This is a genomic window from Sulfurisphaera ohwakuensis (assembly GCF_009729055.1).
Lineage (GTDB): Archaea > Thermoproteota > Thermoprotei_A > Sulfolobales > Sulfolobaceae > Sulfurisphaera > Sulfurisphaera ohwakuensis.
In genome coordinates this window covers 420,556-446,940 of record NZ_CP045484.1, presented here as the reverse complement: position 1 = coordinate 446,940, position 26,385 = coordinate 420,556, and the positions used below count along the sequence as shown (strand labels likewise).

29 protein-coding genes are annotated in these 26,385 nt (G+C 33.1%); 13 read left to right on the top strand and 16 right to left on the bottom strand.

What is annotated here, in order from left to right:
- Positions 1–22: 22 nt before the first annotated feature.
- Positions 23–307: a twin-arginine translocase TatA/TatE family subunit gene (gene tatA, locus D1869_RS02815; RefSeq protein WP_156013820.1), complete on the bottom strand. Its 285-nt coding sequence runs from the start codon at positions 305–307 to the stop codon at positions 23–25.
- A 256-nt stretch (positions 308–563) separates the two neighbouring features.
- Here tatA and D1869_RS02810 point away from each other — a divergent pair, with 256 nt between their 5' ends.
- The 5 genes from D1869_RS02810 to D1869_RS02790 all read left to right on the top strand — a co-directional run bounded on the left by D1869_RS02810 (position 564) and on the right by D1869_RS02790 (position 6,723).
- Complete coding sequence (locus D1869_RS02810; RefSeq protein WP_184650946.1) at positions 564–1,286, top strand: ABC transporter ATP-binding protein; 723 nt, start codon at positions 564–566, stop codon at positions 1,284–1,286.
- A 5-nt stretch (positions 1,287–1,291) separates the two neighbouring features.
- On the top strand, positions 1,292–2,914 hold the full coding sequence (locus D1869_RS02805; protein ID WP_156013819.1) for an ABC transporter permease subunit: 1,623 nt from the start codon (positions 1,292–1,294) through the stop codon (positions 2,912–2,914).
- Positions 2,915–3,065: 151 nt separating this feature from the next.
- The gene (locus D1869_RS02800) at positions 3,066–4,607 is read left to right on the top strand and encodes an acetyl-CoA carboxylase biotin carboxylase subunit (protein ID WP_156013818.1); all 1,542 of its coding nucleotides are present in this window, start codon (positions 3,066–3,068) and stop codon (positions 4,605–4,607) included.
- Positions 4,607–5,110: a biotin/lipoyl-containing protein gene (locus D1869_RS02795; RefSeq protein WP_156013817.1), complete on the top strand. Its 504-nt coding sequence runs from the start codon at positions 4,607–4,609 to the stop codon at positions 5,108–5,110. Before D1869_RS02800 ends, D1869_RS02795 begins: the two co-directional genes overlap by 1 nt.
- Positions 5,111–5,151: 41 nt before the next feature.
- A complete protein-coding gene (locus D1869_RS02790; protein WP_156013816.1) occupies positions 5,152–6,723 on the top strand; it encodes an acyl-CoA carboxylase subunit beta in 1,572 nt (523 codons plus the stop codon).
- On the opposite strand, the gene D1869_RS02785 is transcribed toward D1869_RS02790, so the two are convergent.
- Positions 6,695–6,877, bottom strand: a complete 183-nt coding sequence (locus D1869_RS02785) for a hypothetical protein (RefSeq protein ID WP_156013815.1) — start codon at positions 6,875–6,877, stop codon at positions 6,695–6,697. The two genes, D1869_RS02790 and D1869_RS02785, sit on opposite strands and share 29 nt — an antisense overlap.
- Entirely contained in the window at positions 6,846–8,960 is a 2,115-nt protein-coding gene (gene hel308 / locus D1869_RS02780; protein ID WP_156013814.1) for an ATP-dependent DNA helicase Hel308, read from the bottom strand. The genes D1869_RS02785 and hel308 overlap by 32 nt, the downstream gene beginning before the upstream one ends.
- Positions 8,961–9,114: 154 nt before the next feature.
- Here hel308 and D1869_RS02775 point away from each other — a divergent pair, with 154 nt between their 5' ends.
- Complete coding sequence (locus D1869_RS02775; RefSeq protein ID WP_010978568.1) at positions 9,115–9,342, top strand: ribbon-helix-helix domain-containing protein; 228 nt, start codon at positions 9,115–9,117, stop codon at positions 9,340–9,342.
- Positions 9,339–10,304, top strand: a complete 966-nt coding sequence (locus D1869_RS02770) for an inorganic phosphate transporter (RefSeq protein WP_156013813.1) — start codon at positions 9,339–9,341, stop codon at positions 10,302–10,304. Before D1869_RS02775 ends, D1869_RS02770 begins: the two co-directional genes overlap by 4 nt.
- Here the strand turns inward: D1869_RS02770 and D1869_RS02765 are convergent.
- From D1869_RS02765 to D1869_RS02755, 3 genes are read right to left on the bottom strand one after another with little or no spacing between them, the layout of a single operon-like run.
- Complete coding sequence (locus D1869_RS02765; RefSeq protein WP_052846896.1) at positions 10,293–10,952, bottom strand: DUF47 domain-containing protein; 660 nt, start codon at positions 10,950–10,952, stop codon at positions 10,293–10,295. The genes D1869_RS02770 and D1869_RS02765 overlap by 12 nt on opposite strands.
- A gap of 7 nt (positions 10,953–10,959) precedes the next feature.
- A complete protein-coding gene (locus D1869_RS02760; RefSeq protein WP_156013812.1) occupies positions 10,960–12,081 on the bottom strand; it encodes a citrate synthase/methylcitrate synthase in 1,122 nt (373 codons plus the stop codon).
- Complete coding sequence (locus tag D1869_RS02755; protein WP_156013811.1) at positions 12,059–13,210, bottom strand: DUF763 domain-containing protein; 1,152 nt, start codon at positions 13,208–13,210, stop codon at positions 12,059–12,061. Before D1869_RS02755 ends, D1869_RS02760 begins: the two co-directional genes overlap by 23 nt.
- A gap of 36 nt (positions 13,211–13,246) precedes the next feature.
- Between D1869_RS02755 and D1869_RS02750 the strand changes: the two genes are divergently transcribed.
- Positions 13,247–13,909: a metallophosphoesterase family protein gene (locus D1869_RS02750; protein ID WP_156013810.1), complete on the top strand. Its 663-nt coding sequence runs from the start codon at positions 13,247–13,249 to the stop codon at positions 13,907–13,909.
- Here D1869_RS02750 and D1869_RS02745 read toward each other — a convergent pair.
- The 5 genes from D1869_RS02745 to D1869_RS02725 form a co-directional block, all read right to left on the bottom strand.
- Positions 13,897–14,544, bottom strand: a complete 648-nt coding sequence (locus D1869_RS02745; protein ID WP_010978562.1) for a peroxiredoxin — start codon at positions 14,542–14,544, stop codon at positions 13,897–13,899. The genes D1869_RS02750 and D1869_RS02745 overlap by 13 nt on opposite strands.
- Positions 14,545–14,643: 99 nt before the next feature.
- Positions 14,644–15,618 carry a DHH family phosphoesterase gene (locus D1869_RS02740; protein ID WP_156013809.1) on the bottom strand — a complete coding sequence of 325 codons (975 nt, stop codon included), beginning with the start codon at positions 15,616–15,618 and terminating at the stop codon, positions 14,644–14,646.
- Between the two features lie 11 nt (positions 15,619–15,629).
- Entirely contained in the window at positions 15,630–16,232 is a 603-nt protein-coding gene (locus tag D1869_RS02735) for a cysteine hydrolase family protein (RefSeq protein WP_156013808.1), read from the bottom strand.
- A gap of 25 nt (positions 16,233–16,257) precedes the next feature.
- Positions 16,258–16,848, bottom strand: coding sequence for an endonuclease V (locus D1869_RS02730; RefSeq protein WP_156013807.1), 591 nt, complete (start codon positions 16,846–16,848; stop codon positions 16,258–16,260).
- On the bottom strand, positions 16,830–17,300 hold the full coding sequence (locus tag D1869_RS02725; RefSeq protein WP_156013806.1) for a protein-tyrosine phosphatase family protein: 471 nt from the start codon (positions 17,298–17,300) through the stop codon (positions 16,830–16,832). The genes D1869_RS02730 and D1869_RS02725 overlap by 19 nt, the downstream gene beginning before the upstream one ends.
- Positions 17,301–17,365: 65 nt before the next feature.
- On the opposite strand from D1869_RS02725, the gene D1869_RS02720 reads away from it, so the two are divergent.
- Complete coding sequence (locus D1869_RS02720; protein WP_156013805.1) at positions 17,366–18,145, top strand: KaiC domain-containing protein; 780 nt, start codon at positions 17,366–17,368, stop codon at positions 18,143–18,145.
- Here the strand turns inward: D1869_RS02720 and D1869_RS02715 are convergent, their stop codons facing one another.
- On the bottom strand, positions 18,146–18,712 hold the full coding sequence (locus tag D1869_RS02715; protein WP_156013804.1) for a GMP synthase subunit A: 567 nt from the start codon (positions 18,710–18,712) through the stop codon (positions 18,146–18,148).
- A 51-nt stretch (positions 18,713–18,763) separates the two neighbouring features.
- On the opposite strand from D1869_RS02715, the gene D1869_RS02710 reads away from it, so the two are divergent.
- A complete protein-coding gene (locus tag D1869_RS02710) occupies positions 18,764–19,237 on the top strand; it encodes an NUDIX hydrolase (protein WP_156013803.1) in 474 nt (157 codons plus the stop codon).
- Positions 19,238–19,257: 20 nt separating this feature from the next.
- Here the strand turns inward: D1869_RS02710 and D1869_RS02705 are convergent, their stop codons facing one another.
- Positions 19,258–20,616 (bottom strand): RuvB-like helicase, encoded by a 1,359-nt coding sequence (locus D1869_RS02705; protein WP_010978554.1) that lies wholly within the window; start codon positions 20,614–20,616, stop codon positions 19,258–19,260.
- Positions 20,617–20,748: 132 nt separating this feature from the next.
- Between D1869_RS02705 and D1869_RS02700 the strand changes: the two genes are divergently transcribed.
- Both D1869_RS02700 and D1869_RS02695 read left to right on the top strand, forming a co-directional pair.
- A complete protein-coding gene (locus tag D1869_RS02700) occupies positions 20,749–21,606 on the top strand; it encodes a carbohydrate kinase family protein (protein WP_156013802.1) in 858 nt (285 codons plus the stop codon).
- Positions 21,603–22,658, top strand: a complete 1,056-nt coding sequence (locus D1869_RS02695) for a DNA polymerase IV (protein WP_156013801.1) — start codon at positions 21,603–21,605, stop codon at positions 22,656–22,658. Before D1869_RS02700 ends, D1869_RS02695 begins: the two co-directional genes overlap by 4 nt.
- Here the strand turns inward: D1869_RS02695 and D1869_RS02690 are convergent.
- Positions 22,635–23,075 (bottom strand): hypothetical protein, encoded by a 441-nt coding sequence (locus tag D1869_RS02690; protein ID WP_156013800.1) that lies wholly within the window; start codon positions 23,073–23,075, stop codon positions 22,635–22,637. The two genes, D1869_RS02695 and D1869_RS02690, sit on opposite strands and share 24 nt — an antisense overlap.
- 17 nt (positions 23,076–23,092) lie before the next feature.
- Between D1869_RS02690 and rtcA the strand changes: the two genes are divergently transcribed.
- Positions 23,093–24,112, top strand: a complete 1,020-nt coding sequence (gene rtcA, locus D1869_RS02685; protein ID WP_156013799.1) for an RNA 3'-terminal phosphate cyclase — start codon at positions 23,093–23,095, stop codon at positions 24,110–24,112.
- Here the strand turns inward: rtcA and D1869_RS02680 are convergent.
- Both D1869_RS02680 and D1869_RS02675 read right to left on the bottom strand, forming a co-directional pair.
- Entirely contained in the window at positions 24,096–25,097 is a 1,002-nt protein-coding gene (locus D1869_RS02680) for an alcohol dehydrogenase catalytic domain-containing protein (RefSeq protein ID WP_156013798.1), read from the bottom strand. The two genes, rtcA and D1869_RS02680, sit on opposite strands and share 17 nt — an antisense overlap.
- 1 nt (position 25,098) lies before the next feature.
- Positions 25,099–26,379 carry a glutamine synthetase family protein gene (locus tag D1869_RS02675; protein WP_156015886.1) on the bottom strand — a complete coding sequence of 427 codons (1,281 nt, stop codon included), beginning with the start codon at positions 26,377–26,379 and terminating at the stop codon, positions 25,099–25,101.
- Positions 26,380–26,385: the final 6 nt, after the last annotated feature.

The following is a 26,385-nucleotide window of genomic DNA, read 5'->3' as shown; positions in this document are numbered from 1 at the left end:
ACCCTAAAAGAAGAAAAAATATTTACTTATTCTGTGATTGCTGCTTCTTTAGCTCCTCTAATTGTTTTTGTAACTCATCAATCTTACTCTGAAGATCTTTTTGTTGTTGTGTCTGTTGCTGTTGTTGCACTTGTTGTAACTGAGCTAACTCCATTTCGGCTTCAAGTTTTCCTTTTTTAAACTCTCCAGTGGCTCTTCCTAGTGATCTAAAAATTTCTGGTAGCTTTGAGGCTCCAAAGATTAGTATTATAGCAACCACTATTATAATTGCTGCGTCATATACTGAGCCAAGAGCCATTTTTATCATTTAAAATTCTGCTTTACATACTTATAAACTTTGTTTTCGATTTTTCAAAATATGTGGATTTATATATATTACTAAGATAATTTACTTGAACAGAGTTAAATTATCCTAATGATAAATTTAGTATATTACTGCATTGTCTCAGAATTATAGGTAAAGAAAAAATTTATAAATATATCAAAAAACTAACAGATGGTGGTTAAATGGAAGAATCTTAGAAGGAATTAATTTAGCTTATGCTTATATCGATGATAACTTTGTGTTTAAAGGAGTAAATATTACAGCATATAATAAAGAACTAATAGCAATTGTAGGTCCTTCTGGGATCGGAAAGTCTACTCTGTTAAGAATATTAGGAGGTTTCATACAACCAAGAGAAGGTGAAGTTAGACTATTGGGAAAAAAGATTACAAAACCTACCCCTAAAATTGCCTTGGTACATCAGTCTATAGCTACTTTTCCTTGGATGACAGCACTTGAGAATGTTAAGTTAGGTTTAAAATATAGGAAATTGCCTAAAGAGGAGGAAGATAAAATTGCTAGAAAAATGCTTGAAGTAGTAGGGTTATCTGGTTTCGAGAATTTATATCCTAAACAGTTAAGTGGAGGAATGAGACAAAGAATAGCCATTGCTAGAGCATTGGCTGCAGAACCTATAGTACTACTCATGGACGAACCCTTTTCTCACTTAGATGAGTTAACAGCCGAAGGATTACGACAGGAAATTTATCAAATGATATTCTCTCCAGAAACTAATCTGCGCGCAGCTGTGCTAGTTTCTCATAATCTTAATGAGGTAGTAGAATTATCAGATAGGATTTATGTTTTAAATGGAAGTCCTGCTACAGTAGTAGGTGAGATAAAGATCGAACTAGAAAGGCCTAGGGACCCAAGAGATCCTAAATTTGCACAGTATCTGGACGAGTTATATAAAGCTCTCACTCCAATAAAGAAAAGAAATAATAAGGCAACGGAGGCATGAGTTATATGAATATTCCACTTTTAATTACTTTCATTTTGGCTTCTTTAGTAACTATTGGAAGGGTTTGGGTTACTATATTATTCTCTATATTTTCTGGGTGGTTTTTAGCATACGCTAGTATAAAAAATAAAATATTTGAAAATATTTATATTAGTTTAATCGAAGTTTTTGAATCTGTTCCAGTATTTAGTTTCTTTCCTATAGTTTTAATATTCTTTATATATGATATAGGTGGAAGTTTAGGAGTAGAATTTGCTGTCTTATTTCTTGTTTTTACTGCTGTTACCTGGAATATTTGGATGGGTGAGTATCAAGCATTCAAAACCGTGCCAGAAGATCTATTGGAGGTTTCTGAAAATTACAGACTTAAATTTTGGGGAACTATGAATAAGTTATATATTCCATTTTCTATACCCAGAATTGCAGCAAATTTAATTCCAAGTTTCGCTGACGCCTTATTTTATATAACTGTTAGCGAAGTGTTCGCTGTAGGAACACATACTTATCAAGTGTTTGGTATTGGAACTGTTATAGCTAATTTAGTAAGCGAAGGAGAATATACGGACGCATTATATGGAATAGCAGTTTTGGCTATATTTACTATAGCAATTACTTTACTACTCAGAGAATTTTCAAAATATAGTGTAGAAAGATATGGTTTAGATACTGAAATCTCTATTAGAAAAAGAGGAAGAATTCATTTTGGTTACTCTACAAGATTAGTTAGTGCTCTATCTTATCCAGCTAAATTAGCAAAAGTTTTCCCAACACCTATAAAACTAAGATCTAATATTGAAGAAGAAGAGGAAAAAGAACATAAATATTTCTGGAAGATAAGTGGAATTATAGTAGGAGTCATGCTTTTGGGTCTTATCTTATATGGTGCGATATCAACAATTATTTCTGTACCTCTTTCAACCTGGGGTTACTTAATTTCCACATTACCGTCTGATTTAATAGCTATATTATTTGATTATATAAGAGTTGGAATCATTGCTTTGCTTTCTTTCGTTTTTGCGATATTCGTTGGTTACTATCTTGCTTTTCACGAGAGAACTGAAAAAATTGTGATTCCGATTATTCAAGCATATTCAGCTATTCCAGCCCCAGCATATTATCCGCTTTTCCTTTTAGTTACACTACCATTTATACATTCAGTTTTTGGACCATTTACTAACGAATTTTATGTCTTGTTTCTTGGTTTTATATCTACTTTTTACTATGTATTTTATAGTTTTTGGATAGGTGTTAAGAACCTTCCACAACAATATTGGGAGATAATGAAAAACTATGATTTCAAATTCTGGCAAAAACTTAGATATGTAATTATACCGGGGACATTTCCTTATATCATTGCGGGGTTATCTAGTACTATAAACAGTGCTTGGGGAGGATTAGCAATAGGAGAATATTGGCCAGACATAATACAGAATTACAATCTAGAGGTTCATACGGGAATGATGAAATTAATTGATGTAGCTACAAATGAAGGAAACATTGTTTTAGCATCATGGGTCTCTCTGATTTTTGGTATAATAGTAGCGGTTTATTCAATTTTATTTACTAGAAAATTAATGGATTTGGCGAGAAAGAAATATATTGCAGAAGAGGGAATTTATCTCGCATGATGTGGAATCCGGGAACTGAGTGTGATGAAATGCGCGAGCACTGAATTCTTTTTCTTTTTTATAATTGCATTCTTTTTATAATCTGTATGATTAAAATTGAAAGATTAAAACTTTTTAAACCATAAATACTCTATTATAAGTAGGGTAAAAAATGCCACCCTTTGGAAAGGTTCTTGTTGCAAATAGAGGAGAAATTGCAGTAAGAGTGATGAAAGCAATTAAAGAAATGGGCATGAAAGCTGTTGCTGTGTATTCAGAAGCTGATAAATATGCATTACACGTAAAATATGCAGATGAGGCTTATTATATAGGCCCTCCACCAGCATTAGAAAGCTACTTAAATATTCAAGCCATTATTGATGCAGCAGAAAAAGCTCATGCTGATGCAGTTCATCCAGGTTACGGCTTCTTATCTGAAAACGCAGATTTTGCTGAAGCTGTTGTAAAGGCTGGATTAACATGGATTGGACCACCAGTAGATGCTATGAGAGCTATTAAAAGTAAGCTAGACGGTAAAAGAATTGCAAAACAAGCTGGAGTACCTATTTCACCGGGTTCTGACGGTCCAGTTGATAGTTTAGATGAGGCTCTAAAATTAGCTGAAAAAATTGGCTACCCAATAATGGTAAAAGCAGCATTCGGTGGTGGAGGTACTGGAATAACTAGGGTTGATAATCCAGACCAATTAGTTGAAGTTTGGGAAAGGAATAAAAGGTTAGCTTATCAAGCCTTTGGGAAAGCTGATTTATATATTGAAAAAGCCGCAGTTAATCCTAGACATATTGAGTTTCAGCTAATAGGAGATAGATATGGCAACTATGTAGTAGCATGGGAAAGAGAGTGTACAATTCAAAGAAGAAATCAGAAATTAATTGAAGAAGCTCCCTCACCAGCTCTAAAAATGGAAGAACGAGAAAGAATGTTTGAACCCATTATCAAGTTCGGTCAAATTATTCATTATTACACATTAGGAACATTTGAAACAGTTTTCTCAGATACTACGAGAGAATTCTATTTCCTTGAATTAAATAAAAGACTTCAAGTTGAACACCCAATTACTGAAATGATATTTAGAATTGACTTAGTAAAACTTCAAATAAATATCGCTGCAGGTGAACATTTACCTTTTACCCAAGAAGAATTGAATAAAAGAGTAAGAGGGCACGCAATCGAATATAGAATCAATGCTGAAGATCCGTTAAATGACTTTACTGGTAGCTCAGGATTTATCACATACTATAAGGAACCAACTGGTCCTGGCGTAAGAGTAGATAGTGGTGTTACTTTAGGTAGCTATGTACCACCATTTTATGACTCATTGATTTCAAAACTGATTGTATATGGCGAAAATAGGGCTTATGCAATACAAGCTGGAATAAGAGCTTTAAATGATTACAAAATAGGCGGAGTTAGAACTACAATTGAGTTATATAAATGGATATCCCAAGAGGAAGATTTCCAGAAAGGTAAATTCTCAACTGCATATATAGCTGAGAAGAGGGAACAATTCTTAAAATTCTTAAAAACAAAAGAGCAGATGAAAGCGGCTTTAGCTGCAACATTATATCAAAGAGGGTTATTAAAGAAAATAACAACAACAAGTACTTCAGTTCAAACACAAAGCCAGACAAAGAGGTCAAATTGGAAAACATATGGTTTAATGCAACAATCCTCTTATAGGGTGATGTGGTAATGAAGTTACTTAGGGTATCCTCAGAATTAGGAGATAATTACGTAATGACTTACGATCAACAAAATAATAAAGATGTAATTAATTTTGAGGATAATAAGTTTGAAATAGAATATATTGGACCTGGCTGGAGAGAAGGAGAACTACTCTTTAAGATTAATGGGGAAGTTCATAGAGTATATGTAGATAATGGTTTTATTATAATTGATGACGAAACAATCTTTAAGGTAGACAAAATAACAGAAACACCAATAGAACAAGGTAAGTCTATTGAAGATTTGATAAGAGGGAAAGAGGGTGAAATTTTATCACCAATGCAAGGAAGAATTGTTCAGATAAGAGTAAAAGAAGGCGATGCAGTAAATAAAGGACAGCCATTGTTGTCTATTGAAGCAATGAAAAGCGAAACTATAATCTCAGCTCCAGTAGGCGGAGTAGTACAAAAAATTATGGTAAAACCCGGTCAAGGTGTAAAGAAAGGTGATTTATTACTTATTATTAAATGATATTTTTTCTTTCTTTATTATAAAAGGTATGGTGATAAAATATGTCTATGTATGAAAAACCTCCGGTTGAAAAATTAATTGAAGAATTAAGACAATTAAAAGAAAAAGCATATAAGGGAGGAGGAGATGAAAGAATACAATTCCAGCACAGTAAAGGTAAGCTTACAGCTAGAGAGAGATTAGCACTTTTATTTGACGATGGTAAATTTAATGAAATTATGACTTTTGCAACTACCAGAGCTACGGAATTCGGTCTAGATAAGCAGAGATTCTATGGAGATGGTGTTGTTACTGGTTGGGGTAAAGTTGACGGTAGAACAGTTTTTGCGTATGCCCAAGATTTTACAGTATTAGGAGGAAGCTTAGGAGAGACACATGCAAATAAGATTGTTAAAGCTTATGAATTAGCTCTAAAAGTAGGAGCACCAGTTGTAGGTATTAATGATTCTGGTGGTGCAAGAATACAAGAAGGTGCATTATCGTTAGAAGGATATGGTGCTGTATTCAAAATGAATGTAATGGCTTCTGGTGTGATTCCACAAATAACTATTATGGCTGGACCAGCAGCAGGTGGTGCGGTTTATTCGCCAGCACTAACGGATTTCATAATTATGATTAAAGGAGACGCGTACTATATGTTTGTAACGGGACCAGAAATTACTAAAGTAGTTTTAGGAGAAGAAGTATCTTTCCAAGATCTAGGTGGAGCTATCGTTCATGCAACAAAGTCCGGTGTAGTACATTTCATGGTTGATAGTGAACAAGAAGCAATTAATTTAACTAAAAGACTATTATCATATTTACCATCAAATAACATGGAAGAACCTCCTTATATTGATACTGGAGATCCAGCAGATAGAGATGCAACTGGAGTAGAACAAATAGTTCCTAATGATGCGGCAAAACCCTATAACATGAGGGAAATAATTTACAAGATTGTAGATAATGGTGAATTCCTTGAGGTTCATAGACATTGGGCACAAAACATAATAGTAGGATTCGCAAGAATTGCGGGTAATGTTGTTGGAATAGTAGCTAATAACCCAGAAGAATTTGGTGGTTCTATAGATATCGATGCTGCTGACAAGGCAGCAAGATTTATTAGATTCTGTGATGCGTTCAACATACCCCTAATTAGCCTAGTAGATACTCCAGGCTATGTACCGGGGACTGATCAAGAGTATAAAGGCATAATAAGGCATGGCGCAAAGATGCTATATGCATTTGCTGAAGCGACTGTACCTAAAATTACAGTAATTGTTAGAAAATCTTATGGAGGAGCACATATAGCAATGAGCATAAAGAGTTTAGGAGCAGATTTAGTATATGCTTGGCCAACAGCCGAGATTGCCGTAACAGGACCGGAAGGTGCAGTAAGAATTCTATATAGAAGAGAAATTCAACAAGCCTCAAATCCAGATGAGGTATTAAAGCAAAGAATAGCAGAATATAGAAAGTTGTTTGCAAATCCGTACTGGGCTGCTGAGAAGGGACTAGTTGATGATGTAATTGAGCCAAAAGATACTAGAAGAGTAATTGCAGCTGGATTAGAAATGCTAAAGACTAAGAGGGAATATAGGTATCCTAAGAAACATGGTAATATACCATTATAACACATTCTTCCCCTTTTTTCTCTTTCACTACTACATTTCTACCTAAGGCTAAAAATAATTTCCTTATTTTTTCAATGCTATCACATGGAACTGAGAATTCTTGTTTCTGATATAATATATATTCAAGCAATAGTTCTTGCAGCTTCTCTGACAATTTTTTCACCTAAGTTAGGACCTAAAAGTTGCTTAACCTTTTCTGGGTTTAATACAATATCTTCTGGTTTCTTAATATCGTGTTGATAAAGTAGTCTGGCTCTTACTCTTCCTATTCCAGGAATCTTTACCAATTCAATCAGCTCTTGTTTAACTCCGTCTTTAACTCTAGCATGAAGTTCTTCTAAGATATCCTTATGATCTTTTAATTCTAGGACGGAGGCTACATGATAACCAGAATAAGTTAACCAATCCATTGTATCTATTATAGCCCTTAAATCACCTGATCCTATTCCATACTTCCCTAGGATTGTATCTTCATCTATTTCATTTATCCAATCATAAACAATATAAGCTACTTTTAATGCTGATATGTAATTTGAAAATTCATATTCATCTTCGGGCTCATCAACAAATAGTTCACAATTTAACTCATCTATAAGAGCGTCTTCCTCAGATCTACTTACTCCAATTGAAGGACCATCTGGAGTATAAGCTAACAAGTGAAGATATGCTATTTCGCATCCTTTTTCATTCTTTTCTAAAGCTTCTCTAATTGTTACTGCAGTGAAAGGATTTATATATAGATCTGATATTCTTCTTCCAAATCTAGTTAATGTGATTTTATCACTCATTTCAGCAAAGATATCATGTTGTAGTAACCAATCTAACCCAGATCTAAAATATTTTTTAGCTAGTTCTTTCGGAAGTAAGGTTTCCTTTACATAGTCCATTAGTTCCTCTGTGGTTTTTTCACCTTCAGATGCTATAATACTAATAAGGAAGGAATAAAATGCACTTTCTGAACCTAATTTTGATTCAACTGGTTCCACATCAGACATTAAATACCTTTCGTATACTTTTTCTGCCTCTCTTTTGTTCCTAACAACTACAACAGCTTCTCCATTTTCATCAAAACCTGGTCTTCCAGCCCTGCCACTCATTTGCTTATAATCCATAACTGGGATTAAATCCATATATCCGACAACTTTTCTATTATATCTATAAATATCACCTATAACTACTGCCCTAGCAGGTAAATTAACTCCAGCAGCTAATGTAGGTGTTGCCACTATCACTTTCAATATTCTATCTCTAAAAGAAGATTCTATTATATCCCTAAGTCCTTTAGAGAGACCTGCATGATGATAAGCAACACCCCTTAATACGAGGTTATATAAGTCCTCTTTCTCATTACTCCCTGCATCTTCGACTTCTTTAATTTTTCTAGCAATTTCCAGTAATTTCTTATCCTCTAATTTTACAAAATTCATATATTGAACTATTTTTCTAGCTGTATTTTCGGTTAACTTTCTCGAAGAACGAAACACTAAAACTTGTCCTCCTTTTGAAACTATATCTAGTGTGTAAGCTATTATAGCATCATCCCCATATACTTTCCTGCTGGTATTATCCTTGTACAATACTATAAATCCTTTCTTTTCTGGATATATTATTCCTTCTTTTAGCGGGACTGGTCTCCAATTAGTAGCTACTAGTTCAGCATTTAACCAGTTAGCTATCTCTTTACCATTACTAATTGTTGCACTTAATCCTAATACTATGCCTCTTTTCTTCGCTCTAATAGCAACTGATTCAACGGTAGGACCTCTTTCTGGATCGTTTAAATAATGAAACTCATCTAAAACAAAATATGAAACCTCGTTAAGCCATTTAGCCTTATGTCTCCATAAAGAATCTAATTTTTCATATGTAGTTACTATTATATCATAATTTTCGAGCCATGCGTCATCAGTATCATAATCTCCACTTGTCATTCCAGTTTTTATACCAAGAGTTTCCCAATCTTTAAACGTATTATATTTTTCATTAGTTAATGCTCTAAGGGGAGTAATATATATTGCTTTTCCGCCTTTTGATAGAAGATAATTAATCATGCCTAGTTCTGCAATGAGAGTTTTACCAGAAGCAGTAGGAGATGTCACTAAGAGTCTTTTTCCATCTAGTAAACCTTTTTTTATTGCTTCAGATTGTGGTGGGTTAAGAGTTCTAATTCCTCTTCTTTTTAAAATATCTATAATTTTTATGTCTAACGGCAAATCGTCAATAGAAATTGTTTCCATTGTAAAACTATAATCTTTCTTTTATTAAGTCTTAAAAGGATTTTTGCCCTTAATAGTCCTTATTTGAAAAATGTAACTCTATATAGCATTATATAAGTTCTATCGTGGATGTCCGTATGAGAAAAGGTTTTTTATATGTCCTTACAATTTGTTTATGATACTTATGGCTACTATAAGAAAAGTAAATGAAACAACATTTGAAATTGACCTAGGAGAAGTTAAGACAATTTCATTTAAATTAGAAGAAGATTTTCTGAGAGAAATTGATGAAATGACAAAAATGCTAGGTTATTCTAACAGAAGTGATTTAATTAGAGATGCGATTATAGAGTATATACAGTATCTAAAAAGTATTGAGAATGAGGAAAAGAAGAAAATATGAATACTTTGTTATTACTAATCTTTATTGTAGGGTTATTAGCTTCATTTAGTGTTGGAGGAAATAATTCTGCTGTGGCTTTAGGAATTTTACTCTCTACAAACGTATTAAAAAGAAAACATGCATACACTATTAATGCGCTTTCCTTATTTATAGGTGCTTTTTTAGGTAGTTATACAATGCTTAATAGCGTTTATGGGATAGTTAAATCTGATCAAATAATTATATTAGAAATTTTATTATCTTCTATACTTTTAGCTTCAACCACTACATTTTATTATTTAAATAAATTAGGTATACCGGCATCATTAAGCCAAATGATTTATCCTTCTATTGCTGTTCTAGTTTTAATCTCTAGAGGAGTAATAGATTTTGATTGGGAAAAATTCTGGTTTACTGTAGGCTCGTGGGGTGTTTCACCGTCTATAGCTATTGTGACTTCCTTATCTATGTACTTTATTCTCTTAAAAGTAATAGGAAATAGAAGAAATTTCTTAAAACAAATAAAATATTATAAGTATTCTTTAATTTTAGCATCAATATTTACTTCATATGTTACTGGTGCTAATGCAATCGGAATAATAATATCAGCTGGAGTAATTGCAGAGCCTTATTATATTACGGCTTTAACTTATGCAATTGCTTCTGTTCTTGGTCTTTACCTAAGTTCTAAGAAAGCAGCCATTACAGTAGGTTTTAGAGTTACAAGACTTGGATATATAGGGGCTTCATCAGCACTAATTGGTAGTGATATAATTTCAGAAATTTTTACTATATTTGGTGTTCCCATTTCAATAACTCAAACTATAATGGGAGGAATTATAGGTCTGAGTTTTAGGAGCTTTGGTTTTGATATAAAAAGGCAATTATTACAAATAGCTAGGGGTTGGACAGTATCCCCAATTCTAGCAATAATAGTTAGCTTAGCTACTTATGGTGTATTAAAAAGCATTTTAGGCCTTTAACGTTGCATATAGAATTTCTACACTTAAAGTTGCATCCTCCATTGAATCTAATATATCGTCAAGGAAGAAGATTACATCACGCATTTGTAAAATTGTTATTAAATCGATTTCTTTCTCTAATTCATAAAGTTTTGTTATTAGAGTATCTTTCATATCATCTCCCGCTCTTTCCAACATTTGTATTTCCCTGCCTACTTTCAGGGCTTCTTGCATATCTCTTGAAAGAGTTGAAAGCATTAATATTACTTTTTCTGAAGCTTCTTGAATGAGAGAAAGATAAGATAATAGACTTTCCCTTATACTGATAATGCATTTTTCTGAGGGCTTTCTTGATGCTAGAGATCTTGCTGAATCTTTTATAGATGTACTCGTATGGTATAATGCTTGAGTTAACATTACCATGGCTTCCTTAAAATCGGGTAAAAACGCTCCACCGTATAAAAGTTCTAAAATTTCTTCTCTAGCCATTGCTATTTTTTCAGTTATAGTCTTTATTTTTACTAAATTACTACTAACCGCATCTTCATTATTATAAATTGCACCTAGAAATAGTTGCTTTAATGTTTCACAAGCAGTTTTAATATCTTCACCCATCTTAACTAACTTACTGAATAATTCTTCCTCTTTATTTATCCTAATTTTTATCAATTTAATATTACCTACTATCAATTGGAATATATTTCTTTCCTATTTCCCCTTTATAGTATGCTTTAGGCCTAATTATCTTATTATCTTTTATATACTCCATGATATGAGCAACCCAGCCAACTACTCTGGCTGAAGCAAAAACTGCTGGAAAGAAGTCTGGCTCGAAACCTAAAGAGTAGAAAACAATACTGGAGAAGAAATCAACATTAGGATATATACCTTTAGGACCTAAATACTTTATTCCAATCTCTTCAACTTTCTCAGCTATTTGATATAAAGTATATATTTCTCCTCCTTCTTTCTCAGCTAATAGTTTAGCATACTGTTTTAATATTCTTGCCCTTGGATCATAAGTTTTATAAACACGATGTCCAAATCCCATTATTCTTTGTTTGTTAGAAAGCCTATTTAGAATATAATCGTTAACTTTTTCGGGAGATCCAATTTCCTTAAACATTTTTAATGCCTCATAGTTTGCCCCTCCATGTAAAGGACCTTTCAATGCTGATATTCCAGCTACTATAGAAGAATATAAATCTGACAAAGTAGAGGCTACAACTAATGAGGCAAAGGTTGATGCGTTCATTTCATGATCAATATGTAAGATTAATGTGACATCCATAGCCTTTGATTTTATTTCATTTGGTCTATCTCCATATAGCATGTACAAGAAATTCTCGGAGTGTGAAAGTTTAGGATCTGGCTCAATTATATCCAACCCTTTCCTTAATCTTGCATAATTAGCTACAATAGTAGGGAATTTTGAAATTAATTTTATGCCCCTTATATCAGTTCGTTCATCATTTTTTGAATCTTCAATACCAAGTAAGCTCACTGCAGTTCTTAGTATATCCATTGGTTGAGCATCTTTTCTCACTTCTCTTAGAAATTTTATTATAAAATCTGGTAAGTATCTTTCTTCCCTTAGCTTTTCCTGGAACCAGTTTAATTCTTCTCTATTTGGTAATTTACCATATAATATTAGGTAACTTACTTCTTCAAAATTAGAGAATTCAGCCAAGTCATATATGGAGTAACCTCTATAATATAACCTACCTAGTTCCCCATCAATATATGTTATCTCTGTCTCTTTAACATAAACGTCCTCAAGACCTTTCTTTATCTCCATACTTTACCATCTCTTTTAATTTATTTAAGGCAAAATCTTTATCTTTCCTTTCAAGCTTAGCTTTTTCTATAATATCTTCTAACGTATAAATAACTTCCCATGCAACTTTCCTATTTACGGGAAACGGAATTCCGTCTTTACCACCACTAGCAAAAGTATATTTAAATGGATCATAGGGGTAATTTACCGGGTCTTTGTAAGAAGGTGGCTCATTATATATTAAATCAGCAACCAAATATAATGCCCTCGCTGTAGAGGGACCTAGTCCATTAAGTAAAACTTCCTCTAAATTTGAGGGATTATATTCATATAATTGCTGTAATACGTTCTGTATTCTGTTTACATCTATAGGTTTCATATAAATTAATTTAGCTTGTGGAGAAATTATGATGTTGAACGCTTTATTGAAAGAATCTAAGGTGGTTTGACCTTTAAGCATAGACATGGCTCTTTTAACTTGACCAACAATATTAGAAGGTCTTTCTCTAACTAGATCTACTATTAATTTTCTTGTATTTTCTTTATCTTTTTCAACTACGTTTATTGCTAGGTTCTGCTTAGTACCAGCTATACCAGAATGAGGTTCACTTACAAAATTTTCTGTTTCCTTCCAATGATATCTTCTTGCAAATTTAGTTTCTATATTCATACCCTGTTGTATTATACCCCACTTACCTGTTGTTGTTACCATAAAAGAATGATGATAAAGAGTGTGAGAATCTTGTATTAGCACACTATCGACTTTAGCTACTAATCTACTAGCTCTTACAAGTTTTTCATAATCTAAGTCGAATTTTTTTGAAAGGATATATAGCTCTTCTGGTACTTTTATTGCATTTTTACCTTTTCCTCCTAGAAACGCTATTCCTTCCTCTTCAGGTTTTATAACTTCTTTTAGTATTCCTAAAGTTACGGTTGTAGAACCAGAAGAATCCCAATCCATTCCTATAATATTGTTAAATCCTTGGAACCATAACGGGTTAGAAAGCCTTTCTACAACTTTTTCTGGTCCCCATTCAATGACCATAATATCTATAATGGCTTTACTTAATCTTTTCATAATTTGAGCTAACCATGGAGGAACATGACCAGTATGTAACGGTAAATCTGCTATTCCTTCTAATTTCACAATTAAATTTCTTATGCAGAAAGAATAATTTAAATTATGCTTATAGCTTCTACGTCAGATATTCATTCACCAAAATATCTTACGCAATTCTTTATGGCATATAATAATATCAGAAATGTAAAAATAGACTTATTCCTCCTAGCTGGTGATCTAGTTAATGAAGGTGAATATAATCATTTCTATCCTATATATGATGTCTTGAAAAAGTATACTACCGTTGCAGTATTTGGTAATGAAGATTTCACAGAAAAAAGGGAATATTATAGGAAATATTTTGATAAGATTATATGGCTTGAAGATGAAGTTACTAAATTGGATATCAATGGAAAAAAAGTAACTATAGTAGGAAGTGAAGGTGTATTAGAGGAACCAACTAAATGGCAAAAACTTAACGGATTTGATGAAGAATTCTATAGAAAAAGGAAGGAGAAAATTTTTAAAATGTTGTGTGAAGAGGGAGATCTAAAAATATTATTAACTCATTATGCCTCAAGTTTTTCTACTGTGGTTGGGGAAAGAAAGAGTGCTTATCCACAGTTAGGTGATAGAATTATTGAAGAAGCAGAATGCTTACCACATATCGCAATACATGGCCATGCGCATTATGCAAAAATAACATTTAGCGTAGTCAGAAACGTGAGAGTTTATAATGTAGCTTTACCAGCTAATAAAAAAATTGTATTAATTCAAACTTTCTGATCTGGTGGAAGTTCTTCATATTTCTTGAATAATAAGTACCATGCTTTTGCATTTGGTAATTTGATTCTCATTTCTGCTTCATCAAATATGGCTGGTGGCGGTACTATAACATCTTGACCAGGTTGCCAATTTGCAGGAAGTACTACTTTTGCTTTATAGTTAACTATTGCAGCTTTAGTTATTCTTAACAATTCGTCAATATTTCTTCCAAACTCCATTGGATATTGAGCAACAAATCTGATTATTCCATCCGGTGATGCTAGAACAACAATTCTTATGGTTTGACCGGAGGCCTCATCTAATGCATCTAACATTCTTGCTAATTTCTTGTCAGGATCTGCTATTACTGGGAATGGTACTTTTACGCCATATCTCTGTTCAATATCCATTAACCATTGTATATGAGAGTAAATACTATCAACACTTAGTCCAACAAGTTCTACGCCAAGTTTCTTGAATTCCTCGTACTTTTGCGAGAATGCTACAAATTCTGTTGTACATACTGGTGTAAAGTCTGCTGGATGAGCGAATAGGAATAACCATTTTCCTTTTCCAAATATATCTTTGTAGAAATCAATTGGACCTTTTGTTGTTAATACTTGTACATCTGGGAACTTAGAGTATAGTTTGACCATTTAGAATCACTATAAGTTAGTATCATTTCATGTTTTTAAATTATTTTTAAATGAAAGTTAATAGATGAGTTTATATATTAAGAAGACGAGTATCGATGTTTATACCCTTATGTCTTTTCTTTGATAAGGTACATAGCCTATCTCATTAATTACATTAATTACAATATTACTCACCCAATCTAACAAAGGTTTTCTATAACCTAATTTATGAAGCAAGAACCTCCAAAACGGAGCTTTTAACCCAGCACCAGCAGCTAAAGGATGTCCACCACCACCTAACTTTTCTGCATATTTTCTTACCTCAATCAAATTACTCCTAAATGATATAGCCTTACCATTAATAGAAGCAAATACTACAGCGTTATATCTATTCATTAAGAACTGTGATGCATAACTTATATCTGGCGGACCTTTCCATCTTATAGCGACAACAACATTCTTTCCATTTATATTAAGAACTCTAATATATTTTGGTAATTTTTCATATCCTTTTAATTCTTTATCTATTTGATCTGCGAGAATTTTCTCAAACTCTTCATCCCATAATATTCCTTGATAAAACTTTTTTATAAGATATTCCTTCCAACCATAATCTCTGTTAGATTCAACAACTCTTCTTAGTTTCTCTCCCATAGGGTCATTATGTAACCAAATATCTACAGAACAATCTGCGCTAGCTAATTTCTTAGAAAACTCATCGTTAGGATTTAAATATTTTACAATAACTCCAGCACCACAAGTAGAAGTATCATGATAAACTTCTACACCAATATCTGAAAGCGTTTTCTTCCATTCTTCTTTCCAGACATGATGATCAAACCATTGAATTTTTGCTCCTTGTGAAATTAGCCTCTTTAAGCTTTGAAGTATACTATCAAACGTTGAGGCATTAATACCAATGTCTGCTATCATTATGTTATTTACTCCTCTTAATTCCAACTTACTCAAAAAGTTATGAATCTTAGTAGGTTCAGTAAAAAATACTTTTTTAGGAAGTTCATTTACAGCTCTAGCATATACGGCAGCAGATGCAGTACCATCAAAATCATTATGCACTATAGCGTAATAATCCATAACCAATAAACCTACATTCTAGTAATAAATTTTACTCCAGACGAGTCAGTAATTTTTCCTTTATATAGAAAATCTACTTGTCTTAGTGTTGCATAGTAGTCGAATTCCGTTATTGCTGAAATCCCGTCTTTTACCATGACTACATTATACCATCTTAATGCAGCACTTCCAGCAGTATGTAAAACACAAATATTCGCTACTGTACCAGTTACTATTACATTCCTAATTCCTTTAACCCTTAAAATATAGTCTAAGGGTGTCTCAAAGAAAGCATCATAACGATATTTCTTTATTACAAAATCGTCTTTTTCTGGTTTAAGTTCTTCTATTATTTCAGCTCCCCAGGTACCAGCTAGTGCATGTTCTCCCCAAATTTTAAATTCTGGATCATCTTTCATGTGCCAATCTTGAGTATATATTATTAGAGCATTTGCACTTCTTGCCTTATCTATTAGATTCCTTATTGCTGGTATTGTAGTCTCAGCATTAGGAACATATAATTTACCTTCCTTTCTTACGAAATCATTTTGCATATCTACAATAAGTAATGCTGTGTCAGAAGGAGAAAGTAAAACTTCTTTTTCCTCTGGAATTGGAGGTAGTTCAACTTTCATAATTTATAATACGAACACATGTTTATTATTCTTTTTTCTTCAAATCTTTTGAGAGTTTATCCGCGAGTTTCAATACTGTAGGATATCCTTTCTTAGCTAAATCTATTACGTCAGAAAGATCCGTCTTATTACCTATACTAAAAAAATACTTTCCTACTTTTACACCTAACTTTTCACCATGAAGAATAACATAAGTTATATTATTTTCTACTACTAGATCTCCAGTTAACCTAGATTTAGCCACACCTATAGTTGGTTTATCTAATAAAACACCAATGACCGTAGCTATCCCGCTCTTTCTAGGATGTGTTAAGCCATGTCCATCTACTAAAATTAAATCACACTCATATTTTTCCACAGCTTTTATCATCAATGGAGCTTCTCTCATGAAAAGAAATGTTGGTATATAAGGAAAAAAGACATCCCCTTTTACGAGATTATATTCAATTTTTCCTTCTTCTTCTTTTACAGCAACAGCATAACCAATATTTCCCTTATAAGCAATATCTGTTCCACAAATTCTTTTAACATTTTCTATTCCAAGATGCTGGATTTTCACATTTTTTGCTATTAACTCTTGAAATTTTATAAGAAAATCTATAATATAGTCCTCCATTTCTCCTTCATCTTTTCAAGTTGTAAGAGAAATAATTGTTGCTCATAAGTTTGTACAGCCCCCGGCCTATAATTTCTTACTTCTTCAATTGCTTCTCCACTATCTAAATCTTCCTCGAGCATTAAATACCCTGCTATAATTGTTCCAGTTCTTCCAATACCACCAACACAATGAACAAGATTTGCATAACCTTTCTTTAGCCATTCATAAATTCTAAGGAACTGATCGAAAGTTGGTGCATAACCATCTGGTATTGGTTCGTGTAAAAATTCAAATCCTTTCTCTCTTAAGAGAGAGAAATAATAATCCATTGAACCCCAAGCTTCTTCTATTTCCCATTCTTCTGGTAAGATAAGAATTCTTTTTACTCCTTCTCTTTTCCATTCATCTAGATCATCTTCTGTATAAGGTATGGGAGATCCGCCAATTATACCTTTTCTAACCCAGTACATCATTCCTCACTCAGCAGATCCGCTGTTCTTCATCACAATTTATTAGGATACACACAAATTTTAAGATTATGATTAGACTGTCAACTGGTATACCAGAATTTGATAAACTTATAGAGGGAGGGATACCTCAAGGATTCTTTGTTGCAGTTACTGGAGAGCCTGGTACTGGGAAGACTATTTTCTCTTTACATTTTATTGCTGAGGGACTTAGGGAAGGAGATAACTGTATATATGTTACTACTGAGGAAAGTAGAGATTCAATTGTAAGACAAGCAAAGCAGTTTAATTGGGATTTCGAAGAGTATATGGAAAAGAAACTGATTATCATAGATGCATTAATGAAAGAAAAAGAGGATGAATGGAGTTTAACAGAGCTGAATGCTGAGGAGTTAGTGAATAAAGTTATAGAAGCTAAACAAAAATTAGGGACTGGAAGAGCAAGACTAGTTATTGATTCAGTAAGTGCCCTATTTCTTGATAAACCTGCTATGGCTAGAAAAATAAGTTATTACTTAAAGAGAGTATTAAATAAATGGAAGTTTACTATTTACGCTACGTCGCAATATGCAATTACAACATCACAAGCCTTTGGATTTGGAGTAGAACATGTAGCTGATGGAATAATAAGATTTAGAAGAGCTATAAAGGACGGAATGTTGCATAGATACGTTCTCATAGAAAAAATGAGACAAACTAATCATGATAAATACGTTTGGGAGATTGATATTAAGCCAGGAAAAGGAATTGTATTACTAGGTAAAATAAACGAGAGAAGAGAGGATTATGCATTACCTCCTAAAGTTATGCAAAAGATTAAGGAAGCTAATGAGGATAAAATTACATAACTATTTCTTGCAAGCTTCTATGAAATTCTTAAATACTTCTATGCCTTTTTCAGTATGCTTAACTTCTGGATGAAACTGCACTCCAAATATTGTATTGTCCTTATTTACCATTGCTTGGACTTTAGCATTTTCACTATTTGCTAAAATTCTGAACCCTTGAGGTGGAGAGACTACTTCATCGGTATGACTTTCCCAGGCATTAATAGATGGTGATAATCCTCTTAAGATGGTATCTTCATCGTTTATATTCACTTTTACTAATCCGTACTCTGGTTTTGTTGCCTTCGTTACTTCACCACCTAGAACCTTTGCTAATAATTGATGACCTAAGCAGATGCCTAGTTTAGGTTGAGAAGTTTTAAGGACATAATCTACAGCATTACCCATTTTATTTAACTCTGTAATAACTGAATAAGGACCTCCGCCAAAAATTATACAATCATAATCTCTTAGAATTTCAACCGGTTTTTCTGGGGTTATAGGAACAGCATTTAAACCTAAATATTTTAAGTCTTTGACTATTAAGTGATTATATTGACCTCCAAAATAAATTACAGCAATTTTCACACTTGAAAGTTCATTTTCAAAAATATAAGCTTTGGGTCAGATTAAATAAATATGAATGAATGTAAGGCTGCAGTCGTTGCTCTTATTTCTGCAAATGGTAAAATACTTTTAATTAAACGAAAAGAAAACAAAAATGATCCTTGGAGTGGTCATATTGCATTACCTGGAGGAAGAAGAGAAGAAAATGAAGAATGCTCATACACTGCAATTAGAGAGTGTTTAGAAGAAGTAGGAATAAGACCATGTAACTTAATTGAACTAGGTATGTATTATCCAAATAATATGCCTACTATGCTGGTTAAAGCTTATGTAAGTTGTATTGATAAGGAAGTTACATTACAAATTCAAAAAGAAGAAGTTGATACAGCTTTTTGGGCAGATATTAACAAACTTGAAAAAGGTAATGGGGACGAATATTATTTTAATGGTTATCGTATTTGGGGTATGACATATAGAATATTAAGGGATATTATAGACAAAAAAATATACGAAAAATGTATTCAGCCAGGCAACAATACATCATAATTCAGTGCCGTTGCCTTTCATCATTTTAGTAGTAATTTCTCGTATTCCTTAACATATTCCACACTTCTTCTGAAATCTGAGAACAATTTCGATGCTTCTAGTACATCTTCTTCTTTTATCACATTTCTACCGTTTCTTTGTGCAATTACATAAGAAGGCTCAAGGAGCTGGACGGAATATCTTAAACTATATTCTACGCCTAGCTTCGTTAAAGTCTCTAACGCTTTCTCTTCTAGATGAACATCAATTTCGTCTGCTCTTATTTTTAGAATTTCTCTTATTTCATCAGCAGTATATGGTCTTGTAGGTATTATTAGTAATCTATCGAGTAGATCTAGTGGCATACCGTGTGGAGATTCTATGTCGGTACCCCTTATTTTTGTTATACCTCTATTGGTAGCTAAAATTAATATTGGTGCTAGGTCAGCTTCTAATGCTTTAGTTAAGAATGAGAATGCTTCTATATCTAACATATGTGCATCATCAATAAATAATACACCAGGTACGAGTTCAGCTTCTCCCCTATTTATCATATCTTTTACTAATTTATCTACACTTTCTCTTATCTCACTGTTTATTTCTCTTTCTGTAAAGAAACTAAATAACGCTGTTATAGAAATATTTCTAGCTGCTACGTTTAAATCTAAATCATGTAATGTTACAGTTATTGTGGTTTCTTTTTCCTTCTTAACCGGGCCAGTAGGAATATCAACTTGTCTAATAGTTTCTATATCATAAGTTTTAGCTCCTTCAAACCCCTTAGCCTTACCAACTTTACTTACCTCTCCAGTTTGAGCGTCGATCCATATTACATCTCCCTTTTTTACATTAAGTTGAACTAGTTGTTCAGCAATGCTATCTCCCACATTTAGTGTTTTCTCCTCATCCTTAGTAGCTAGAACTATTTGTGCTTCTCTAGGCATAACAGCATAAGGATTTAATCTACTTCTTGCTACTTTTAATTTTACATCCTTTACTACACCTTCATAAACAATTCTCCTTTGCTTAATCCTAACACCTATTGATTTTCTAATAGCTTGTGTGAGTATTTCTGTCTTCTTTAACTCTGTTGAGTAAACTTCAGAAGCATTCATTGTAGTAAAGGGTGTGTCTTCTCCAAGCTCTTTGGCTATTGCAACAGCTAAGGCCGTTTTTCCAGTTCCAGGAGGGCCTACGAATAATACCCCTTTTCCGGCCATTTTACCTTGTTTGATAAGTTGAACTACAATACCTGCTGCTTCACGTGCTTCTGTTTGCCCAACTAGACCATCAGCCTTAAATTTGGCTTTTCCTTTTTCATCTAAACCTAATCCAGAAATATGACTATGAATACTTGCTCTTTCGCGTTCAATCTTTCTTATCTCTCTAATCTCTGCCATATTCGTTATATTATATATTACTATAAGCTTTTGAGATTATCCTTTTAAGTTACTAACATGAAAATTATATGTAGTGATGAAGACCTTTGGTACTGATATGTGCTGAAGTGGCGGCTGTCTGAGGTTTGAGATATGAAACCTATACATTTATCAGTGGGTAGATTTAATATAGATATTATTGTAAATATCGAAAAAATGCCTGATACAGATGAGTTTCTAACTACTGATTTAATGGAAATTATGCCAGGTGGTGCTGCAGTAAATTATGCTGTAGCTATAACAAAGTTAGGGCATAGTAGCAAGTTATTAGCAAAAGTAGGGAAAAACACTATAACTCAGAGTCTAATGGAGAGTATAGCTGAAATGGGTGTAGGGCTTGATTATGTAGAAGAGACTAATGCTCCACAAAGTATGGCATTAATATTCTTAAGAAAGAATGGCAAGATTTCTATGGTAAGAAAACTTGGTGCTTCAACATTAATTACCCAAGAAGACGTGAAAAAGTATTTTGGACTTTTCGATACTATCCATTTTGCCTCAGTTCCTCCAAACATAGTTGTGAGAGATCCGATGGCAAGATTAATCTCTTATGACCCTGGCCCCTTCAGTAAAGATGTTAATGAAGTAGATGTTGATGTACTTTACCTAAATGAGAAAGAAAGTAAGGCAATTAATTTAGATAAGATTAGAGCTAAAATCATTGTAATTAAAATGGGAGAAAAAGGAGCGAAAATAATTACTGAAAATCAAGAGTGCTATGTTGAAGCATATAAAGTAGACAATATTGTAGATACGACTGGTGCAGGAGATGTTTTTGACGCTACGTTCAATTACTCCCTTTTAGAAGGATTAAGTATTGAAGAAGGATTAAAATTAGCTGTGACCGCATCTGCAATTAAGATACAAAGGCTTGGCGGAATAAGCTCACCAAATCTTAATGAAGTGCATGAAGCACTAAAAATCTATGAGCCTAAGGTAAAATGTATATGATAATATTGTTTGTGGATTTTGATTATTTCTTTGCTCAAGTAGAGGAGGTTTTAAATCCTCAATATAAAGGAAAACCTCTTATAGTCTGTGTTTATTCTGGTAGAAATGAGAAAAGTGGAGCTGTAGCGACAGCTAATTATGAAGCTAGGAAGTTGGGAGTAAAAGCTGGAATGCCTATATCAAGAGCAATGGAATTGGCACCAAATGCAATATTCGTTCCAATGCACAAAGAAGTATATACTGAGGTTTCTAATAGAATAATGAGCATAATCAGTAGCTATTCGGATAAAATTGAAATAGCTAGCATAGACGAGGCCTACATTGATATAACTAGCAAGGTGAAAAATTTTGAAGAGGCGATAGAATTAGGAAAAAAATTAAAACGAGAAATAATGGAGAAGGAAAAGATTACAGTAACAGTTGGAATCGCACCAAATAAGGTTTTTGCAAAAATCATTGCAGATAGAGTAAAACCAAATGGATTAGGAGTAGTAAAACCAGACGAAATAGAGGAGTTCATCAAAAGTATTGATATAGATGAGGTTCCTGGTGTAGGTAATGTTATTTCTGAAAGACTTCATTCATTAGGTGTAAATAAGTTGATAGATATTTTATCTGTTTCATTTGATAAATTAAAAGAAGAGATAGGGGAAGCTAAGGCATTTTATCTTTATAGATTAGCCACAAACTCTTATTTTGAGCCGGTATTAAATAAAGAAAGGGTACCGCATGGAAGATATTTGACATTACCTAAAAATACTAGAGATATAAAAGTGATAGAACCTTATCTGAAAAAGGCTATAGATGAAGCATACAACAAAATAGAAGGTATACCTAAGAGAATGACTGTGGTAACTATCATGCAAGACTTAGACATCGTAAGTAAAAGTAAAACTTTTAAATCTGGTATAAGCAAAGAAAGAGCTTATACAGAATCAATTGAATTATTAAAACAAATTTTACAAAAAGATAGTAGATTAGTTAGAAGAGTTGGAGTAAGATTTGATAATATATACAAATCGAAGGGATTAGACGTTTTCTTCAATAGTTAACTGAACAGCATTTCTCACTTTAGTAGCATCAATTCTTCCAAATTTAGCAACATAATTTATAAAACCTTTAACACCCCTCTCATTAATATTAGTATCCTTTAGCACGCTTATGTTGACAAATAAAGGTATTCTGTTACTTTTCAGATACTTATCTATTTTTATTAAGTTACTGATCTTTTTGAAATCTTCTTCTATTCCCTCAGCTGTAACAATAACCTTATCCCCCCTTATTATAGTCTCCATATAATCAATTTCTCCGAATTTATCATAAACTAGAACAAATCTAGCTAGTCTTCCTCCTTCAACGTCTTCATAAAAATTTAATGCTAATACGAAATCACCGTTTCGGGTAATTGGAATAATTATTAGCTCTTCTGTGCCTATAATATTGGCAATAGCATTTATTTTCACACGCATTCCTATATTCACCAGTCATGATTGAAATAGACGGTTCATTTGGTGAAGGGGGAGGACAAATTTTAAGAACATCTTTAACACTCTCAGCATTAACTAAGAAACCATTCAGAATATATAAAATTAGAGCAAATAGACCAAAACCTGGTTTACAAAGACAGCATCTTACAGCTGTTGAGGCAGTTAAAAAATTAACTAATGCTAAAGTAAAAGGAGACTTTGTAGGATCAACTGAACTAGTTTTCGAACCGGAAGATATAGTAGAAAAAGGAGACTTTGAATTTGACGTAGGAACTGCGGGAAGTGTAACCTTAATTCTACAAACAATACTGCCTTTATTAATTAATAGGAATATAAAAGTTACCATTAAAGGAGGTACAGATGTTCCTAAATCTCCTTCAATAGATTATATACGATTAACCTTTCTCTCTCTGTTAGAAAAAATAGGAATTAGAGTAAATTTAATACTTATTAGGAGAGGACATTACCCAGAAGGAGGAGGAGAAGTCAAAATTACAGAAGTAAAAGGAAACCCGTCTTCATTCTCTTTAATGGAGAGAGGAGAGTTATTAATGATAAAAGGGATCTCCCACGTATCATCTTTACCATCACACATAGCTGAGAGACAAGCTAAGTCAGCTAAAGAATTTCTTCTCTCAAAAATAAAGATTCCAATAGAAATAGAAATTGATGTTAGAGAGAATGAAAGAAGTAAGGGCTCCGGTATCGCATTAACAGCGATTTTTGAAAAAACTTTTCTTGGTTCCGACTCTTTAGGAGAAAAGGGTAAAAGGGCTGAAATAGTAGGTGAAGAAGCAGCTAAATCTATTTATGAAGAAATTATAAGCAACGCTACCATCGATAAACACATGAGCGATATGTTAATGCTATATGCTTCATTATATTATGGCGAATATATAGGTTCTGAACTCACATCTCATGCAAGAACTAATTCAGAGATTATCAAAAAGTTTCTTAATGTGAATATTGAAATTTCTGGCGAAAAACCATTCATTTTTAGAGCTAAGAAGGAATTATAACAGCCCTTCCCAAAATTCTCTCTTGCATTAAATCATTTAAGGCATCATTTATTTCATCTAGATAATAAGGTACGGCAAGAGTTTTTAACTTACCAGAATTATAAAGATTAATTACCCCTTTCATATCATCCATAGTACCATAAAGAATTCCTTGTACTTTAAGTCCTCTTAACACTAATAATTGTTCTGGAATGGATAATTGTCCTCCAAATTCGCCTACTATTCTAAGTTCACCTCTTCTATCTAAAAGCCATGCTACTTCATCAAGAGTTTCGTCAGATCCCACAAAATCTATAATATAATCAAATTTTTTTCCTACTATAGAGGTATATAATGATGGAAAAGTTTTTTTCCTATAATATACATGGTCAGCACCAAGTTCTTCAGCTTTAGCCAACCTTGTTGGATTACGACTAACTACACTTACCTCAGCTTTAAGACTTTTTAAAATTTGTATTGCTAAAAGTGCAACAGCTCCAGTCCCAACAACTAAAACCTTATCACCTTCTTTTATACCTCTAGTTGCACTATATGCTGTTACTCCAGCATCTGCCAAAGGGGCTAATTGAATTGGGTTACCTTCAACTCTCATAAGGAAATCTTCATCGGGTACTTTCACATATTCTGCGAATCCCCCATTTAAATGAACTCCCAACACTTTTACTCTTTCACAGAATTGATAATACCCCGCCTTGCAATGTTTACATTCTTTACAACCAAAAGCATTGTATACCATAACTAAATCCCCTTTTTGGAATTTTGTTCCTCCTTCAACTACTTCACCTATTATTTCATGACCTAAAATAATTGGGGTGTTAACGGGTACTTCGTGTTGCCAGTCTCCCATTATTACATGTAAGTCCCCATGACAAACACCAGTAGCTTTAACCTTTAATAATACTTCCTTATCGGACTCTAAACGGGGCAACTGAACATCTTCTATGCTTAATGGTTTACCTATTTCTCTGAAGACAGCAGCTTTCATATTACCATCCAGACTTAAGATAAGAATTAATTTCCCACTCTGTTATTTCTTTTTCGTAATCTTCAATTTCTTTCTTCTTCAATTCAATGAAGGTATCTACTAATTCTTTTCCAAGGTAATATTTTAGTTTTGTATCACTATCGAGCTTATATAACGCCTCCTTAAGATTTGTCGGAAGAGTGCTAACTTCATAGTTAACATCAACATCAAGTCCTTTCTCTATTCCATCAATCCCAGCAAATATCATCGATGAAAGTAATAAGTATGGATTAGCTAAGGGATCAGCTAATCTAAATTCGAAAACACCTAAATCTCTATATGTAGATGGTATTCTAATTATAAAATGTCTTTCATTCCCTATACCAGCAACATTGGGTGTAACTACTTCTCTGTATCTCTTATAAGAATTTATGGTTGGGGCAGCTATAGCCAGTATAGAGGAAATATGTTCTAATATACCCGCTAAGAAAGAATATAGTATCTTGCTTAATCCTAATCCTCTAGGATCCGAAGTATCAACACCTACAGACTTATTCTGTGTGTCAACCAATTTTATGTAAATATCCATGCTACTACTTGGGTACTCTTTAAATGGTTTTGGCATGAATGTTGAATATAAATGGTATAGTCTCGCAGTATCTCTAATGATTTCTCTAGCTGTAATCAAGGAATCTGCTTCTTCTAATGCCTCACCCATACTGAAAGTTATTTCGTATTGCCCTGGTGCATAATGCTTATTTATATATTGAACTTGAATATTTACACTTTCTAAATATTTAATAAGGTCTCTAAGAAAATTCTGTTGTTCCATAAGTCCTTCAGATGAGAACGCTCTAGCTTCATCTGCTGGAACTGGCTTCCCATCTTTGAAATTAATTAGGTAGAAAGTAGGTTCAAAAGCAACTTTGATATTATAACCAAGTTCACCAAGTTTATCAATTGATCTTGTTAATAACGATCTTGTGCATAAGGGATGAGGAGAATTATCTTGTGTAGTCAAGAAAGATAATACTCTGGCTGTTCTCTCTAAATATGGTATTAATACGAATGTACTTATATCTGGAACTGCAAAAATATCACCATATCTTTGCTTTATTGGAGTATCTTTATAATCAAGATAAAGAAGTGCTTCTGAATACTCTATACCTTTATTTAATGATTTTTCAAACTCAATCCTTCTCAAAGACCTTCCTCTACTGTTTCCTAAAATGTCAGCAAATACTACTCTAACGTAATCTACCCTTCCACTTTTTAGAACTTCGAGGACTTCGTCTCTAAGCAACTTTCT

Bases quoted from the DNA above. Each gene is read 5' to 3' on its own strand.
- tatA (WP_156013820.1), bottom strand. From the start codon at position 307: ATGATAAAAATGGCTCTTGGCTCAGTATATGACGCAGCAATTATAATA.
- D1869_RS02805 (WP_156013819.1), top strand. From the start codon at position 1,292: ATGAATATTCCACTTTTAATTACTTTCATTTTGGCTTCTTTAGTAACT.
- D1869_RS02800 (WP_156013818.1), top strand. From the start codon at position 3,066: ATGCCACCCTTTGGAAAGGTTCTTGTTGCAAATAGAGGAGAAATTGCA.
- D1869_RS02795 (WP_156013817.1), top strand. From the start codon at position 4,607: ATGAAGTTACTTAGGGTATCCTCAGAATTAGGAGATAATTACGTAATG.
- D1869_RS02790 (WP_156013816.1), top strand. From the start codon at position 5,152: ATGTCTATGTATGAAAAACCTCCGGTTGAAAAATTAATTGAAGAATTA.
- hel308 (WP_156013814.1), bottom strand. From the start codon at position 8,960: ATGGAAACAATTTCTATTGACGATTTGCCGTTAGACATAAAAATTATA.
- D1869_RS02775 (WP_010978568.1), top strand. From the start codon at position 9,115: ATGATACTTATGGCTACTATAAGAAAAGTAAATGAAACAACATTTGAA.
- D1869_RS02770 (WP_156013813.1), top strand. From the start codon at position 9,339: ATGAATACTTTGTTATTACTAATCTTTATTGTAGGGTTATTAGCTTCA.
- D1869_RS02760 (WP_156013812.1), bottom strand. From the start codon at position 12,081: ATGGAGATAAAGAAAGGTCTTGAGGACGTTTATGTTAAAGAGACAGAG.
- D1869_RS02750 (WP_156013810.1), top strand. From the start codon at position 13,247: ATGCTTATAGCTTCTACGTCAGATATTCATTCACCAAAATATCTTACG.
- D1869_RS02745 (WP_010978562.1), bottom strand. From the start codon at position 14,544: ATGGTCAAACTATACTCTAAGTTCCCAGATGTACAAGTATTAACAACA.
- D1869_RS02740 (WP_156013809.1), bottom strand. From the start codon at position 15,618: ATGGATTATTACGCTATAGTGCATAATGATTTTGATGGTACTGCATCT.
- D1869_RS02735 (WP_156013808.1), bottom strand. From the start codon at position 16,232: ATGAAAGTTGAACTACCTCCAATTCCAGAGGAAAAAGAAGTTTTACTT.
- D1869_RS02730 (WP_156013807.1), bottom strand. From the start codon at position 16,848: ATGGAGGACTATATTATAGATTTTCTTATAAAATTTCAAGAGTTAATA.
- D1869_RS02725 (WP_156013806.1), bottom strand. From the start codon at position 17,300: ATGTACTGGGTTAGAAAAGGTATAATTGGCGGATCTCCCATACCTTAT.
- D1869_RS02710 (WP_156013803.1), top strand. From the start codon at position 18,764: ATGAATGAATGTAAGGCTGCAGTCGTTGCTCTTATTTCTGCAAATGGT.
- D1869_RS02705 (WP_010978554.1), bottom strand. From the start codon at position 20,616: ATGGCAGAGATTAGAGAGATAAGAAAGATTGAACGCGAAAGAGCAAGT.
- D1869_RS02700 (WP_156013802.1), top strand. From the start codon at position 20,749: ATGAAACCTATACATTTATCAGTGGGTAGATTTAATATAGATATTATT.
- D1869_RS02695 (WP_156013801.1), top strand. From the start codon at position 21,603: ATGATAATATTGTTTGTGGATTTTGATTATTTCTTTGCTCAAGTAGAG.
- D1869_RS02690 (WP_156013800.1), bottom strand. From the start codon at position 23,075: ATGCGTGTGAAAATAAATGCTATTGCCAATATTATAGGCACAGAAGAG.
- rtcA (WP_156013799.1), top strand. From the start codon at position 23,093: ATGATTGAAATAGACGGTTCATTTGGTGAAGGGGGAGGACAAATTTTA.
- D1869_RS02680 (WP_156013798.1), bottom strand. From the start codon at position 25,097: ATGAAAGCTGCTGTCTTCAGAGAAATAGGTAAACCATTAAGCATAGAA.